This window comes from Rhizobium sp. WSM1328, from assembly GCF_057653715.1.
Genome location: NZ_CM172788.1, coordinates 2,256,544 through 2,271,980 on the forward strand (window position 1 = coordinate 2,256,544; position 15,437 = coordinate 2,271,980).

At 61.4% G+C, this 15,437-nt stretch carries 15 protein-coding genes; 6 read left to right on the forward strand and 9 right to left on the reverse strand.

Annotated elements, in window-relative coordinates:
- Positions 1–9 precede the first annotated feature (9 nt).
- Entirely contained in the window at positions 10–639 is a 630-nt protein-coding gene (mobA, locus tag AC2444_RS11460; protein WP_012757742.1) for a molybdenum cofactor guanylyltransferase MobA, read from the forward strand.
- Positions 636–1,157 carry a molybdopterin-guanine dinucleotide biosynthesis protein B gene (gene mobB, locus AC2444_RS11465; RefSeq protein WP_128438424.1) on the forward strand — a complete coding sequence of 174 codons (522 nt, stop codon included), beginning with the start codon at positions 636–638 and terminating at the stop codon, positions 1,155–1,157. The genes mobA and mobB overlap by 4 nt, the downstream gene beginning before the upstream one ends.
- Here the strand turns inward: mobB and AC2444_RS11470 are convergent.
- The 3 genes from AC2444_RS11470 to AC2444_RS11480 form a co-directional block, all read right to left on the reverse strand.
- On the reverse strand, positions 1,089–3,254 hold the full coding sequence (locus tag AC2444_RS11470) for a PAS domain-containing hybrid sensor histidine kinase/response regulator (protein ID WP_012757744.1): 2,166 nt from the start codon (positions 3,252–3,254) through the stop codon (positions 1,089–1,091). The two genes, mobB and AC2444_RS11470, sit on opposite strands and share 69 nt — an antisense overlap.
- Positions 3,229–4,740 carry an ATPase domain-containing protein gene (locus tag AC2444_RS11475; protein WP_012757745.1) on the reverse strand — a complete coding sequence of 504 codons (1,512 nt, stop codon included), beginning with the start codon at positions 4,738–4,740 and terminating at the stop codon, positions 3,229–3,231. Before AC2444_RS11475 ends, AC2444_RS11470 begins: the two co-directional genes overlap by 26 nt.
- A gap of 135 nt (positions 4,741–4,875) precedes the next feature.
- Positions 4,876–5,769: a LysR family transcriptional regulator gene (locus AC2444_RS11480; protein WP_012757746.1), complete on the reverse strand. Its 894-nt coding sequence runs from the start codon at positions 5,767–5,769 to the stop codon at positions 4,876–4,878.
- Between the two features lie 134 nt (positions 5,770–5,903).
- On the opposite strand from AC2444_RS11480, the gene AC2444_RS11485 reads away from it, so the two are divergent.
- A complete protein-coding gene (locus AC2444_RS11485) occupies positions 5,904–6,299 on the forward strand; it encodes a (R)-mandelonitrile lyase (RefSeq protein WP_012757747.1) in 396 nt (131 codons plus the stop codon).
- A 14-nt stretch (positions 6,300–6,313) separates the two neighbouring features.
- Entirely contained in the window at positions 6,314–7,303 is a 990-nt protein-coding gene (locus AC2444_RS11490) for an aldo/keto reductase (protein WP_012757748.1), read from the forward strand.
- A gap of 88 nt (positions 7,304–7,391) precedes the next feature.
- On the opposite strand, the gene maiA is transcribed toward AC2444_RS11490, so the two are convergent.
- The 6 genes from maiA to AC2444_RS11520 form a co-directional block, all read right to left on the reverse strand.
- Positions 7,392–8,027, reverse strand: a complete 636-nt coding sequence (gene maiA / locus AC2444_RS11495) for a maleylacetoacetate isomerase (RefSeq protein WP_012757749.1) — start codon at positions 8,025–8,027, stop codon at positions 7,392–7,394.
- Positions 8,024–8,203: a hypothetical protein gene (locus tag AC2444_RS11500; protein WP_080518574.1), complete on the reverse strand. Its 180-nt coding sequence runs from the start codon at positions 8,201–8,203 to the stop codon at positions 8,024–8,026. The genes maiA and AC2444_RS11500 overlap by 4 nt, the downstream gene beginning before the upstream one ends.
- Positions 8,204–8,306: 103 nt before the next feature.
- On the reverse strand, positions 8,307–8,723 hold the full coding sequence (locus tag AC2444_RS11505; RefSeq protein ID WP_012757750.1) for an organic hydroperoxide resistance protein: 417 nt from the start codon (positions 8,721–8,723) through the stop codon (positions 8,307–8,309).
- A gap of 191 nt (positions 8,724–8,914) precedes the next feature.
- On the reverse strand, positions 8,915–10,237 hold the full coding sequence (locus AC2444_RS11510; RefSeq protein WP_012757751.1) for a sensor histidine kinase: 1,323 nt from the start codon (positions 10,235–10,237) through the stop codon (positions 8,915–8,917).
- Positions 10,234–10,974, reverse strand: coding sequence for a response regulator (locus AC2444_RS11515; RefSeq protein WP_128449145.1), 741 nt, complete (start codon positions 10,972–10,974; stop codon positions 10,234–10,236). Before AC2444_RS11515 ends, AC2444_RS11510 begins: the two co-directional genes overlap by 4 nt.
- Positions 10,975–11,097: 123 nt before the next feature.
- On the reverse strand, positions 11,098–12,147 hold the full coding sequence (locus tag AC2444_RS11520) for an alpha/beta fold hydrolase (RefSeq protein WP_012757753.1): 1,050 nt from the start codon (positions 12,145–12,147) through the stop codon (positions 11,098–11,100).
- A 350-nt stretch (positions 12,148–12,497) separates the two neighbouring features.
- Between AC2444_RS11520 and AC2444_RS11525 the strand changes: the two genes are divergently transcribed.
- Positions 12,498–14,273 carry a cytochrome c biogenesis protein DipZ gene (locus tag AC2444_RS11525; protein ID WP_012757754.1) on the forward strand — a complete coding sequence of 592 codons (1,776 nt, stop codon included), beginning with the start codon at positions 12,498–12,500 and terminating at the stop codon, positions 14,271–14,273.
- A 55-nt stretch (positions 14,274–14,328) separates the two neighbouring features.
- Positions 14,329–15,087: an alpha/beta fold hydrolase gene (locus AC2444_RS11530; protein WP_012757755.1), complete on the forward strand. Its 759-nt coding sequence runs from the start codon at positions 14,329–14,331 to the stop codon at positions 15,085–15,087.
- The last annotated feature ends 350 nt before the right edge of the window (positions 15,088–15,437 follow it).

The following is a 15,437-nucleotide window of genomic DNA, read 5'->3' on the forward strand; positions in this document are numbered from 1 at the left end:
GGAAGGATGATGGCTCAATTCTCGTTGGATAAATCTCATATAGCGGGCGTCGTATTGGCCGGCGGCCGTTCGCAGCGCATGGGCCGCGACAAGGCAGGCGTGATGCTTGGGGCCGAGAGCCTGCTCCGCCATGTGCTGACCCGCCTCTCGCAGCAAACTTTCCACGTTGCCGTCAATGCCGATGCCGCCGCCGAGGGTGTGCCTGTCATTCCCGACCGTTTTCCCGGCAAGGCCGGGCCGATGGCCGGTATCCATGCCACCATGGTCTATGCCGCCGGTCTGCCCTCGATCACCCATGTCGTCACCGTCTCGGTGGATTGCCCGTTCTTCCCGGCCGATCTCGTCGCCCGGCTGGCGGCCGCGGTCGAGCACGCGTCGCAGATCGCAATTGCCACCTCCGAAGGCCGTAGCCATCCGGTCTTCGGGCTCTGGCCGGTGACGCTGGCCGCCGATCTCGAAGCCTGGATCGCCACCGACGAGAAGCGCCGTGTGCGCGACTTCCTGTTGCGGCATGACGTTACGGAAGTGGCGTTTCCGCTGCATCCGACCCGCGCCAGCCTGCTCGATCCCTTCTTCAACATCAACACGCCCGACGATCTCGTCGAGGCGGAACGCTGGCTGGAGGCCCTTCGCGTATGACTGCACCGAAAATCTTCGGCATCGCCGGCTGGAAGAACTCGGGCAAGACGGGTCTCGCCGTCCGGCTAGTGACGGAGTTCACCCGCCGCGGTTACAGGATCTCGACGATCAAGCACGCCCATCATGATTTCGACATCGACAAGGTCGGGGCCGACAGCTACCGCCATCGCCAGGCCGGCGCCCACGAGGTCACCATCGTCTCCGGCACCCGCTACGCCATCATGCACGAGCTGCGCGGCGCCCCCGAACCTGAGTTCGAAGAGATCCTCGCCCGCCTCGCCCCCTGCGATCTCGTGCTGATCGAAGGTTACAAGCGCGAGCCGATCCCGAAGATCGAGGCCCGCCGCCTGGAAGCGGCAAATCGCGAACCGTTGGCGCCGAGCGATCCCCATATCTGCGCCATCGCCGCCGATCATGCAGTCACGGATACGGCCCTGCCGGTCTTCGATCTAAACGACACAGGCGCCATCGCCGATTTCATCGCTGACATCGTTGGCCTTGGACAGGCGAAGCTTTGAACCACCTGCGTTGCCGCCGGACCTCAGAAGCGGAACCGTTTCGCTTGCCATCGCCTTGGCGATTTCCTTGGCGAGCTGAGCCTGATCGTAGGGCTTTGCCAATCTCGGAAGATCGATATCGGTGCCGGCAGGAAGATCGGCGTAACCTGTCGCCAGCACGATCGGCAACCCCGGACAAATGTCCCGCGCGGCCTGGGCAAGCTGTGCGCCGGTCATGCCAGGCATCGAATAGTCGGTGATGACAAGGTCGAAATGCTGGCCGCTGCTGATCAGTTCCAGCGCCTGCGAGCCGGAGTTTGCTTCGACGACCTCGTGGCCTAGATCTTCAAGCATGTCGACCGAACTCATGGCGATCAAGGCATCGTCGTCGACCAGAATTATCTTCAGTCTGGACGCAGCTTGCGGAACGGGCAATTCCGCTTCGATCGCCCGCTCGGCGCGCCGTTCCGTCGCCGGAAGCCACAGCTCGGCGGTCGTTCCCACTCCAAGCTCGCTGGTCAGACGAAGTGCACCATTGAGCTGAACGGCCAGTCCGTGGATCATCGATAAGCCTAGGCCCGTGCCCTTTCCGAGTTCCTTGGTCGAGAAAAACGGATCGACCGCCTTCTTCAGCGTCTCCGCATCCATGCCGGTGCCACTGTCGGCCACCGCCAGCACCAGATAGGCCCCCTCGCCGAGAGCGCCGTCATCGCCAGGCACCTGCTCCTCGCGCAGCGATATGGACAGGGTCCCGCCATCCGGCATCGCATCGCGGGCATTGACCGCGAGGTTGAGCAGCGCCAATTCGAGTTGGTTCGCGTCGATCAGCGCCGGCGGCAGCGTCGCCGGCAGGATGGTTTCGATGCTGATCGAGGATCCGACCGAGCGCCGCAACAGGTCGTTCATGCCGGAGACCAGCTCGGCCAGATCGATGGGCTTGACCTGCAGATCCTGCTGTCTGGCAAAAGCCAGCAGCCGCTGCGTCAGCGCCGCCCCGCGCCGCGCGCCCTGAATCGCCCCGTCGACCAGACGCGTCGCTTTGGCATCTCCGCCAACGTGTTTGCCGAGCAGCTCCAGATTTCCGAGAACGACCATCAGCAGATTGTTGAAATCGTGGGCGACGCCGCCGGTCAGTTGGCCGATCGCCTCCATCTTTTGCGATTGGCGAAGCTGCTCCTCGGCTCTTTCACGTTGGGCGACTTCCTCGAGCAGGGTCTGGTGAGCGGCGTTGACCTCTTTGGTTCGTTCCCTCACGCGCTCTTCGAGGTTTTCATTGAGCCGTCTCAGATTTTCCTCGATGGTCTTTCGGACGGTGGTATCGGAACAGACACCGACAAGTTTCCTGGCGGAACCATATCTGTCGGAATAAAGCTGCGCATGGACTTCGGTCCAATGCAGTGATCCATCCGGCCAGATCGTCCTGTGCTCGATCGAATAGTCGCGTCCGGTATCGATCGTCTGGCGCAGGCGTGCCAGCACAAGATCCCGGTCGTCGGGGTGGATGCTTGCGATCAGATCGTCGCGCGTGACATCGTCATCCGGCCCTCGGCCGAAGATTGCCTTGCAGGTCGCCGAGGCCGACAAGGCCATCGAGGACAGCTCCAGCTCCCACGCCCCGAGACGACCGGCGGCGAGCGCCGTCTGCAACCGTCGCTCTCCCTCGCCCAGAGCTTCAAGCCTGGCTTGCGCTTCGTATTGGCGCAGGCGTCCCTTTAATGCGGTCCGGGCAACGCTGATGAAGGAGGTCGCATGGAATGGCCTTTCCAGGAAGGTGACGTTACCAAGAACCTCGGAAAGCCTTGCAGCGCCCGGATTTCGTTCAGGCCCGCCGCCACGTGTGGTGAGTACAATGAAGGGAAGATCCGACCAGCTCGGCTGGGCCGAAACCCAGGCGGCAATCGGCTTGAGATCGCTCGAGCGAACGGCCTCTTCCGTCAAGACGCCAAGCGCGATGTCATCGCTGAGCGATGACGCGAACATAGACAGGTCGGTGGCAGCAATCGATGCCAATCCGGCTTCATCGACCAACGATCTCGCCACCCAGGCGTCGCGACCGGCGGGGGTGTAGATCAATGCTTTCGGTTTTCCGGAATTAGGAATTGCCGCTATCCCCGCCATCGGTCTTTAGGAGCGGCGTTGAGGTCGCGATAAATTCGGGAACGCCGCGAAGCACGCCCTGGAACCCGACGAGAGGATCTCCAAACCTCAACCCGGAGGCGTCGATACGATACTCGCGGATGGTATCCTCGTGAAAGCCGGTCCTCTTCTTGATCACCGAGACTGCCCGCCGCACCTTTCCCGCAGCCTCGAAGTAACGCAGCAGAATGACGGTATCTGCGAGATAGGTGACGTCGACAGGTGCCTTCATGTCACCGACCAGCCCGTGCTGGGCAACGGTGAGAAAGGTGTTGGCGCCTTGCCTGTTCAAATATTGCAGCAGCTCATGCATATGAAGGATCAGCGAATTCTCATCCGGCATCGAAGCCTGATAACCATTGATACTGTCGATGATAACGGTTTTCGCATCCGACTTGTCGACGCAGCTGCGCACGCGGTGGGCAAATTCGCCCGGCGACAGTTCGGCGGCATCGAGCTGTTCGATGTGGATATGACCGGCGTCCCGCATTGCCTCGAGATCTATTCCGAGCGCCTTCAGCCGCGTGAAGAGCAGGCCCAGCTCCTCGTCAAAAATGAAGGCCGCCACTTTCTCGCCGCGCGCGACCGCAGCCACCAGGAATTGAAACGAGAAAGTGCTTTTGCCGGTGCCGGCAGGACCAAGGATGAGTGTGCTGGAACCTCGCTCGAGGCCACCTCCCAGAAGAAGGTCCAGTTCCGCAATATTGCAGGAAATCTGATCGCGGGTGTAGCTCGACCTGTGTTCGGCGGCGACGAGCCGCGGAAAGACGATAACGCCGCCAGTCTGGATGATGAAATCGTGATAACCGCCTCGGAAGGCCTGACCGCGATATTTTATGACCCTTAGACGTCGGCGTTCGGAGCCGTAGTTCGGCGCCATCTCTTCGAGATGGATCACGCCGTGAACAACGCTGTGCACCGTCTTGTCGAGCACGTCGGAGGTCAGATCATCGAGCAGAAGGACTGTCGCGCCCTGCCGGGCAAAATAGTGCTTGAGCGCAAGGATCTGCCGGCGGTAGCGTAGTGAGCTTTGTGCGAGCAGCCTGATCTCCGACAGACTGTCGAGAACCACGCGACGTGGCTTGACCCGCTCGAAAGCGGCAAAGATTTCCTTTGTCGTCTCTCCGAGTTCAAGATCTGATGAATAAAGCAGGCTTTGCTGCTGGTCGGCATCCAGCAGGCTTTCCGGAGGCACGACCTCGAAGATCTCGATATTGCCATCGATCACCATGCCATGCGATGCGGCCCCGGCTCGGAGTTCGCTCTCGGTCTCTGAAAGGGTTATGTAGAGCCCCTGCTCGCCGAGCCGTGCACCTTCGATCAGAAACTGCAGCGCGATCGTCGTCTTCCCCGCTCCCGGGTTTCCTTCCAGGAGAAACACGTGGCCCGGCGAAAGGCCCCCCGCCAGAACTGTATCCAAACCGGACACGCCGGTCCGAGCTTTCGTGGCAGGTGCCGCAGTATTCATTCACTGTTTCCTTCGATTTCAAGTGTGAATTAGCGGCGAGTGATGGAATGTCAAATCACTGGCAGGCATGATTTCGCTTCCGACAAGAGCCGGTCACTGGTGGCTGCCTGTCCGGGCGACTCGAAACGGTGGGCGTTATGGTCGATAGCGAAGTGCATCGACGAGCAGAGCAAATGCCGGCGACGTATGCCGGCGGCTCGGATAGTAGAGATGGTAACCGGAAAACGGCAGGCACCAATCCTCGAGGACGCGCACCAGCCGTCCATCGGCTAGATGCGCGTCGACCAAGTTCTCCGGCATGTATGCCAGCCCCAGACCTGCCAGTACTGCGTTCAGCCGCAGCGCTATATTGTTGAATACCAATTGCCCTTCGACCCGAACCCTGAGTTCGCGCCCATCCTTCTCGAACTCCCATGCATAAACGCTGCCATAGGTCGGTAGGCGCAGATTGATGCAATTGTGATCCGTAAGCTCCTGTGGCGTCAGTGGTTTCGGCCTGGTGCCGAAATATGCGGGAGAACCGACCACGGCCATGCGCATGTCGGGGCCAATGCGCACCGCGATCATGTCTTTCGCCACCTGTTCGCCAAGCCGCACCCCAGCATCGTAACGCTCGGCGACGATGTCGGTCAGGCCGTAGTCGACGATGATCTCGACATTGATATCAGGATAATCGGGCAGCAGCTTTTCCAAGGCGGGCCAGAGGACGGCATCGGCCGCATGCTCGCCGGCATTGATGCGGATGGTGCCTGCCGGCTTCTCCCGGAACGCGCTCAAGGCAGCCAGCTCGCTCTCGATCTCGTCGAGCCGCGGTCCGATGGAGACGAGCAGGCGTTCACCGGCCTCCGTCGGCGCGACGCTGCGGGTCGTGCGTGTCAGCAATCGCAGTCCAAGCCGCTCCTCGAGCCCGCGGATGGTGTGGCTGAGCGCCGATTGCGACACACCGAGCTTGCCCGCCGCCTTGGTGAAACTCTGCGCACGCGCGACGGCAAGGAAGGCGATGAGGTCGTTGACGGCGGGGCGCGGCATTTATGAAACTTTCTCATGGGTTCTTGCCGTTTATACCATCTAATCGCAACCAAGCGCACGCCCTAAATACCGTGTCACTCGAGTGGACATGTCCACCCCGACATCGAAAGCCCGACATCAAAAGGAAGACAAAGATGGAGATCAAGCGAAGCGGTTCGCAGCCTTCGGCCAAGGGACCAGCCGATTGGTTTACCGGCAGCGTGCGTGTCGACCCGCTGTTTGCCGTGACCAGCCCCGCACGTGCGGCTGGTGCCAGCGTCACCTTCGAGCCCGGAGCCCGCACTGCCTGGCACACCCATCCGCTCGGCCAGACGTTGATCGTCACATCGGGCTGCGGTCGCGTGCAGCGCGAGGGGTGCCCCGTCGAGGAGATCCGCGCCGGCGACGTCGTCTGCTTCGCACCGCGTGAACGACATTGGCACGGCGCAGCGCCGACGACGGCAGTGACCCATATCGCCATCCAGGAACAGCTCGACGGCAAGGTCGTCGACTGGATGGAGCATGTCACCGACACACAATACCAAGGTTAGAAAAGGAAACTTCTATGCAGAAGCGTGAACTTGGAAAGAGCGGACTTCAAGTCTCGGCCGTCGGTCTCGGCTGCATGGGGCTGAGTTACGGGTATGGCCCGGCGACAGATATTCAGGAAGCGACCGTACTGATCCGGCGGGCATTTGAACGCGGCGTGACCTTCTTCGACACGGCCGAGGCCTATGGCCCCTATAAGAACGAAGAGCTTCTGGGAGAGGCGCTCGCCCCCTTCCGCAACGAGGTGGTGATCGCCACGAAATTCGGTTTCAACTTCGATGCCAATGGCGGCCAGAGCGGCATGAACAGCCGGCCCAAGCAGATCCGCGCGGTGGCCGACCAGGCGCTGAAGCGTTTGAAGACTGATGTCATCGATCTCTTTTACCAGCATCGCGTCGATCCCGATGTTCCGATCGAGGATGTCGCCGGCACGGTCAAGGCGCTGATCGCGGAAGGCAAGGTCAGGCATTTCGGCCTCTCGGAAGCGGGCGCCCGGACGATCCGCCGCGCCCATGCCGTCCAGCCGGTGGCGGCGTTGCAGAGCGAATATTCGCTGTGGTGGCGCGAACCAGAGCAGGAAATCCTGCCGACGCTTGAAGAACTCGGCATCGGCTTCGTGCCCTTCAGCCCGCTCGGTAAGGGCTTTCTGACTGGCGCGATCAGCGAAACGACCACCTTCGACAGCAAGGATTTCCGCAACGTCGTGCCCCGCTTTTCTCAGGAGGCGCGAAAAGCCAACCAAGCGCTCGTAGATCGTCTCGGAGAAATCGCCGCCCGCAAGAAGGCTACCTCCGCCCAAGTGGCTCTCGCATGGCTGCTGGCGCAGAAGCCCTGGATCGTGCCGATCCCCGGCACCACCAAGCTGCACCGCCTCGAGGAGAACATCCAGGCCGCCGAGGTCGAACTGACGGCCGAGGATCTTGCCAGCATCGAAAGCGCGCTGGCCACGATCAAGGTGGAAGGCGATCGTTATCCCGCGCACCTGCAAGCCAGGGTCAACCGCTAAAAGCACCGACGGGCCATTGAGGCGCGTCACTAGAACACCAGAAGAGAATCGGCCGCAGCCACTTGCAGCCGATTCTTCATAGATTGGATCATCGTCTCGGCGCCGGTGCGTTCTCCTGGAAAGCCGGTATCGCCTCCAGTCTGGCGACGATCTCCGCGATATTGGGCCAGCGGGCGAGATCGAAGCCGAGGCGCCGGGCGCTTATCGCCTGCGGGAAGAGGAAGATCTCGGCAATACCAGGCTGATCCGCAAAAGCAAAAGCTCCCTGCCGGCGGCCGGCGATCATCGCCTCGACCGCGGCCATTCCTTCACCGACCCAATGACGATTCCAGGCAGTAATGGCATCGGCATCCGCCTGGAAGACCTTGCCGAGATGCAGACCGATCCGCGGCGGCAGCAGCGCGTGGATCTCGGCTGCTATCGCAAGCGCGATCGACCGCGCCAGCGCCCGGCCTTCCGCGGTGTCAGGTAATAGCGGCGGTTCAGGCTTTATCTCGTCGAGATATTCGACGATCGCCAGCGACTGGGTGATGAGGACGCCGCTATCCGTCAGCAAGGCCGGCACCAGCCCCTGCGGATTGACGCTGCGATATCCGGCCTGCCGGCTCTCGGAATCTTCGCCGAGGATGCCAACCGGCAGCGCTTCTGCCGTCAGTCCCTTCAGAGCGAGCGCGATACGGACTCTCGACGTCGCCGAAGAAATTTCGTTCTGATAGAGTTTCACTGTCTTTCTCCTGGTGATCCAAGCGGCTGAAACGGCGGCTGTTCCCCTGAGGAAGAAGCTGCGGATGCCGCCGTCACGAGGCCCGCAAGCGGCGAAGGCTCCTGCGAGCTTACGTCGTAGATGCAGGGTGCGGCGAAGACCACCGCTCCCAAAAAACAGATGATCATCAATCTCATCAAATCCTCCATCGGCGAGGCCCGATCGGCCCCGTCTCGCTTGATTTCGGCTCTGTCTTTCTGACCACCGCAGCCAATGGCTTTCGGTGGGCAATTCCACTCGTTAGGCAACCGTCAATTCGACATGGATGTTACCGCGCGTGGCCTTCGAGTAAGGGCAGGTCTGGTGGGCTTCGTCGATCAGCGCCTTTGCGACCTCCGCTTCGATCCCCCGCAAGCTGACCTTGAGGCGGGCTTGCAGGAAATAGCCGCCATCGGCGGTTCCGAGATCAACCTCGGTGTCGACGGCAAGATCGGCTGGAAGCTTGACCTTTTGATTAGCCGCGGCGAAACCGATCGCGCCGATGAAGCAGGCAGACCAGCCGGCGGCGAAAAGCTGTTCGGGATTGGTGCCGCCGCGGTTGCTGCCCGCAGGCGAAAGCTTGATATCAAGCTGGCCGTCGTCGCTGTGCGAAGCGCCGTCGCGCCCGCCTGTCGTGTGGGTCTTGCCGGTATAGAGAACCTTGTCGATCTTTGTCATGGAACACTCCTTTGTTGCGTCGCTAAAGGCGACTGGCCGCGGTGCGCGGCCGGGTTGACGGAGTGTGGTTTGACCGACGGATATATCCGCCATGTTTCCGAAAACGCCCGAAATGTCACAAAGCGTAGCATCCGATATCAAGGACATCTTCGCATACAAAACATCTCGAAATTTTGCGGCGCGCCCGAATGTCAGCGGATGGTGACTTCCGCGGCCAGTCCGCCACCGGCGCGATTGTAGAGCCGGAGCGACCCGCCAATCTTGGCCGTCAGTTGCTGGGCGATCGCAAGACCGAGACCGGTGCCGCCGGTCTCCCGGTTGCGGGATTGCTCCAGCCGGAAGAAAGGCTGCATGGCGGCTTCCAGCATATCGTCCGGAATTCCCGGCCCGCGATCCATGACTGATATGACGATATCGTTCTCGGCGCTGCGCTCGACGCTGATCTCGGCAGCACCGGCAAACTTCAGCGCATTGTCGATGAAGTTCGACAGGATACGGCGAAGAGCATGCGGCTTGGTGAAGGCAGCGCCCTGAACCAGACCGACGACGGTGACGGCCTTTCCAGTATCCTGGTAGTCGTAGGCTATGCTGTCGATGAACGAGGCGAGATCGATGCGGGCGCTCTTCTCGCCATTGCCATGCGCGCTGCGTGCATAGGCAATGCCGTCCTGAACGAGGCGCTGGATCTCGCCGAGATCATGCACCAGCTTGTCTTTGTCAGGCGAATCCTCCGCCATGTCGGCACGCAGCCGCATGCGGGTGATCGGTGTCTGCAGGTCATGCGAGATTGCCGCCAGTATCTGGACGCGCTCTTCGAGGTAATGGGCGATCCTCTCCCGCATCGCGTTGAACGCCCTTGCCGCATGCGCGACCTCGCTCGGGCCCGCCTCACTCAAAGCCGGGCCGTCCTTGTTCGGGTCAAGAGCATCGGCGGCGGCGGCAAGCTCGCCGAGCGGCCGGATCGCCTGGCGAACGGCAAACCAGGTGCAGAGGATGAGCAGCACCATCTGGACGACGAAGACGTAGGGCAGCCATGCGGCGATCGGCATGACGCCCTTTGGCGTGACGTCGATCGTCAATGGGCTTCCGTCGCTCAGCGTCAGATGCGCCTGCAGCCGATTCACATCGCCAGGAATTCGTTCGATCCGGATCGGAAAGCGGTGTCCGATGGCCTCCTCGATCTTTCCCGAGATTTCCGCCCCTTTGCTTGATGTGTCAGGCACGCCGGGAAGACCGGGCCCGAGCTCGAAACGATAATTGCCGCGGCTCAACCGGTCGAGCAGATCGCCACGTTCGCCGGGCGGAAGCCGATCGAGAACCGCAATCGACGTTGCCACATCGTTTTCCAGCGTGCCGAGCATCACAGCTTTGGCCGACATGTACCGCTCCATATAGAGCACACTGAAAGACAGACCGTAGGCCAAGGCCAATCCGATCAGCAGGATCAGGAAGATCCGCGACCGCAATGTGCTCGGCCACGTCAGGCCCGAACGCAAGGGGATTGCCGCCTTCATTGGCGCGGCTCCGATATTTCGACCGGAACCGAAAACACATAGCCTTCGCTGCGCACCGTCTTGATATAGGTCGGTTCGCGCGCATCGTCGCCCAGCCTTTGACGCAGGCGACTGACCAGAAGATCGATCGAACGATCGAAGAGATCGGCGTCGCGGCCCTGCGTCAGGCTCAAAAGCTGGTCACGATTGAGCACTCGCTGCGGATGGTCGATGAAGACGCGAAGCAGACGGTATTCGGCGCCACTCAGCGCAATCGCGGTCCCCTCCTTGTCGAGAAGGTGCCGGGCCACCGTATCGAGCCGCCAGTCGCCGAAGGTCAGCAACTGTCCAGCTTCGCTGATCTGCAGGTTGGGCGGCAGCATCCGCGTGCGCCGCAGCACCGCCTTGATGCGGGCGAGAAGCTCACGCGCAGCAAAGGGCTTGGGAAGATAGTCGTCGGCGCCTATTTCCAGCCCGAGGATCCTGTCCATCTCGTCGGTGCGGGCCGTCAGCATCAGGATAGGGATCGCCTTGTGCCGGCCGGCGCGCAGTTCGCGGCACAGCACCAGCCCGTCATCGCCGGGCATCATCACATCGAGCACGATCAGGTCGACGGCATTGGCCTCGACAAAACTGCGCATCTGCCGTCCGTCGGCAGCAACGCTCGTGCGCAGGCCGTTCTTCTGCAGATAACCCGAGACCAGCTCGCGGATTTCGCGATCGTCATCGACGATCAGGATGTGATCGACATGATCCATATTTCCCTATTCCTTACCGATAGAAGCGGCCCCCACCCTCCGCCTCGATGTCGAGACGGTTGATGGAGCTACGCATATTCCGCCGGTCGGAGCAACGAGGCTCTGCGACCGGCGGCGCCGCTCTCAGAAGCGATCGACGTCTATGACCGCCTGCGCAAAAGCCTGCGGCGCTTCCTGAGGCAGATTGTGGCCGATGCCGCCGCCGATCGTGCGATGCTCGTATCTGCCGGAGAATTTTCCGGCATAAGCGGAAGGCTGCGGATGCGGCGCACCGTTCGCATCGCCCTCCATGGTGATGGTCGGCACCGAAATGACAGGCGTTGCGGCGAGCGTCGTCTCGTAGGCATCGTACTTGGCCTCGCCTTCGACAAGCCCCAGGCGCCAGCGATAATTGTGAATGACGATCGCGACGTGGTCAGGATTGTCGAAGGCAGCGGCCGATCTGTCGAACGTCGCATCGTCGAAGTTCCACTTCGGCGATGCCGTTTGCCAGATAAGCTTTGCGAAATCATGGGTGTTGCTCTCGTATCCCTGACGACCGCGTTCAGTGGCGAAATAGAACTGGTACCACCAAGCGAGTTCGGCTTTCGGCGGAAGCGGCTTCTTGTTGGCCTCCTGGCTACCGATCAGGTAGCCGCTTACAGATACCATCGCCTTGCAGCGCTCGGGCCAGAGCGCCGCCATGATGTTGGCGGTCCGCCCGCCCCAGTCGTATCCGGCAATGACAGCTTTCTCGATATCCAGCGCATCGAGCAGCGCGATCATGTCGGCGGCGAGCGCTGACGGCTGGCCGTTGCGAGGCGTCTGATCGTCCAGGAAGCGGGTCGTCCCGTAACCGCGCAGATAAGGCACAATCACTCTGTTGCCCGCCGCGGCAAGCAGGGGCGCGACATCGACGAAACTATAGATGTCATAGGGCCAGCCATGCAGCAGCAATACGACCGGGGCATCCGGCTTTCCCGCCTCGGCATAACCGATGTCGAGCACGCCTGCCTTGACCTGTTTCAGCGCTTCGAAGGACGTGTTGGTTCCGGGCTTTATAGCTGGCACCGATGCGGCAGTCGCAGACGACTGGGCGGCGGCCGTGCCGGCCACGCCGAATTCGACCGCCGCAAGGGCGATTGCAGTCATGCCGAAGAAACGGCGGCGGTGATGGTTGATTTGCTCTGACATCGGTCACTCCTGTCGAATGGATCACGGTCGCGAAAAGGCGTTCTACTTGTATCCCCGATATGTCGTAAGCAACCGTTTTTTGAATGCGGATGTAGCTTCCGGCCGCCTGGATACATTCCGATACAATCGCACTGCCTCAGCAAGCGGTCGCATTGGCCGCAGCCGTTTCCTCGCCACTGCGGCAGTTTGTATCGCTTTGTATCGCCGCCGCCCTACCCCGACACTTCGGTACATTTTCCCGCAAAGCCGGACACATCGGGGATACTTCACACCGGCCATATCCCCGCCGTTGCTGGTTCAGGCCCCATCGCCGCCCAGAGCCCGATCAATCGGTTTCAAAGGAAACGATGATGACACTTCTGATCATTGCCTATCTCGGAGGCGCGCTGACGATCCTCAGCCCTTGTATCCTCCCCACCCTCCCCTTCGTCTTCGCCCGCGCCGGACAGCCCTTCGTCAGGAGCACGCTGCCGATGCTGGCGGGCATGGCCGCCACCTTCGCGCTGGTCGCCACACTGGCCGCAGTCGGTGGCAGCTGGGCCATTCGCGCCAATGAATATGGCCGACTTGCCGCCATCGTCCTGCTTGCGCTCTTTGGAGCAAGCCTGCTTTCACCGCGAATCGCAAGTACGCTTGCCCGGCCGGTCGTCGACCTTGGCAACAATCTTATGAACGCCACCGGCGGCGGGCGCGGCACCACGACAGTGAAGAGCGCGCTTCTTCTCGGCGTCGCCACCGGACTGCTCTGGGCGCCCTGCGCCGGTCCGATCCTCGGCCTTGTGCTGACCGGAGCCGCATTGCAGGGCGCCAATCTGCAGACGACCTTCCTGCTGATCGCTTATGCCGCCGGCGCTGCAAGTTCGCTTGCCGTCGCCCTGCTGGTCGGCGGCCGGATATTCACCGCCATGAAGCGTTCGCTCGGCGTTGGCGACAGGATTCGTCAGGGGCTCGGCGCTGCCGTGCTGGCGGGCGTCGCCGTCATCGCGCTCGGCCTCGACACCAGCCTGCTCGCCCGGCTCTCCTACGCCAGCACCGCATCGCTGGAACAGGCCGTGCTCGACAGGCTGCATGCAAAGCCGCTCAGCGGCGCATCTTCCGAGCTGGCGAGCAACGAGGTGATGATCGCCGCAGCCGATGCGAAGACCCCCTTCCGTAGCGACTTGCCCGTCGAAGGCCACGCCCCTTCGCTCGATGGCGCGGTCGAATGGCTGAACTCTCAGCCTCTCACCACCGAGCAGCTGCGCGGCAAGGTCGTGCTCGTCGATTTCTGGACCTATTCCTGCATCAACTGCATTCGTACCATCCCCTATGTCAGGGCCTGGGCCGAAAAATATGCGGATCAGGGCCTCGTGGTGATCGGCGTCCATGCCCCGGAATTTGCCTTCGAGAAGAAGATCGACAACGTCAAGAAGGCGATCGGCGGCTTCCAGATCGGTTATCCCGTTGCGATCGACAATGACTACAGCATCTGGCGCGCCTTCGAAAACAGCTATTGGCCTGCCGCCTATCTGATCGATGCCAAAGGCCAGATCCGTTACCACCATTTTGGCGAAGGCAATTACGACAGGACCGAACAGGCTATTCAGGACCTGCTGCGCGAGGCCGGTAGCCAAACGACGGCAAGTGCGCCGGTCGCGCCGGATGCCAGGGGTGTGGAAGCAGGTCCTGATCTCGGCAATATCCGCTCGGGCGAAACCTATCTCGGCTACGAACAGGCGGCGAACTTCGCCTCTCCCGAAGGGCTGCAGGCCGATACGGCGAAAAGCTATTCGATCGCCGAACCCGGCCTCAATGGCTGGGGCCTGTCCGGAACCTGGACCGTCGGCCGGGATCAGGCGACGCTTGATCAGTCGGGCGGCGGCATCACCTATCGCTTCAGCGCCCGCGATCTGCATCTCGTTCTCGGGCCTGGCGGCAGCGGCAAACCGGTCCGCTTCCAGGTGAAGGTCGACGGCAAGGCGCCAGGGCTTGACCACGGCTCCGACATCGATGCCGACGGCAACGGTACGGTGACCGCGACGAGGCTTTATCAACTCGTCCGCCAGTCCGACACGGTCGCCGCCCGCAACTTCGAGATCCGCTTTCTCGATCCCGGCGTGCAGGCTTACGCCTTCACATTCGGCTGAACCTGAAACGCATCACGATCCCAATCATCAACAACGACCCCAAGGAGTGATAGTCATGAACAAACGTCTTCTTTTCACTGCAGCCCTTGCCTTTGCCACCACCGCCATCGCATTCGCGGCGGAGGCTGCCGAGGTCAAGAACATCGTGATCGTCCACGGCGCGCTGGCCGATGGCTCGGGATGGCGCAAGGCGACTGACATTCTCGAGAAGCGCGGCTTCAACGTCACCATCGTCCAGCAGCCCATCACCTCGCTCGATGACGATGTGGCGGCGACCAAGCGCGTTCTCGACCTTCAGGACGGACCGGTCCTGCTCGTCGGCCACAGCTATGGCGGCATGGTCATCACCGAAGCCGGCAACGATCCCGCGGTCGCGGGCCTGGTCTATGTCGCCGCATTCCAGCCCGACAAGGGCGAAAGCCTGCTGAGCCTCGCCAGCTCGAAGCCCGCCGGCAGCATGGATATAAAGGAAACGAAGGACGGCAAATATCTCTATCTCGATCCAGGCGCCTTCGCCGCGGATTTCGCAGCCGACCTTCCGCAAGCCGACGCCGATTTCATGGCAAAGTCACAGGTCTTCGCCGCAAAGCAGGCATTCTCCGCCAAGATCACTCAGCCGGCATGGCGGACAAAGAAAAGCTGGTCGATCGTCGCCACCGAGGATCGCTCCATCAACCCCGAGCTTGAACGCGACATGGCAAAACGTGCCGGAAGCAACGTGACTGAAATAAAGGCAAGCCACGCCGTCTTCGCATCCCAACCGGAAAAGGTTGCCGATGCGATCGAAACGGCAGCAAGGAAAGCCGGCGAGTAGCGCGCGCAGCCAGGAATGTCCTAAGCAGCCGCGAGGATGAAGCTCTGGTCGGAAGGCCACCCCGACCAGAGGCGTGACGAACTCGCCCCTGCCGGCCGAGAATGTCGATCTCGTCGTCACCCGCTTCCCCGCAGCCGAAGTGAGGCACCATCTATGCAGTTTTGTGATTATTTCATCACGAAAATGGAAGATTTGTCACAAATTCTCATTTCAAATTGCGGGGTTTCCCTGTAAAATTGTGACGATATGCCATGTTGCGCGCAACTGGCTGGTGCAGAAGCTGTAGCTCGGCGCAAATGCCGAGTCGTAGCTCGAGGGACAGACAAGATGAGAATGGCAGTCCCTTGTTA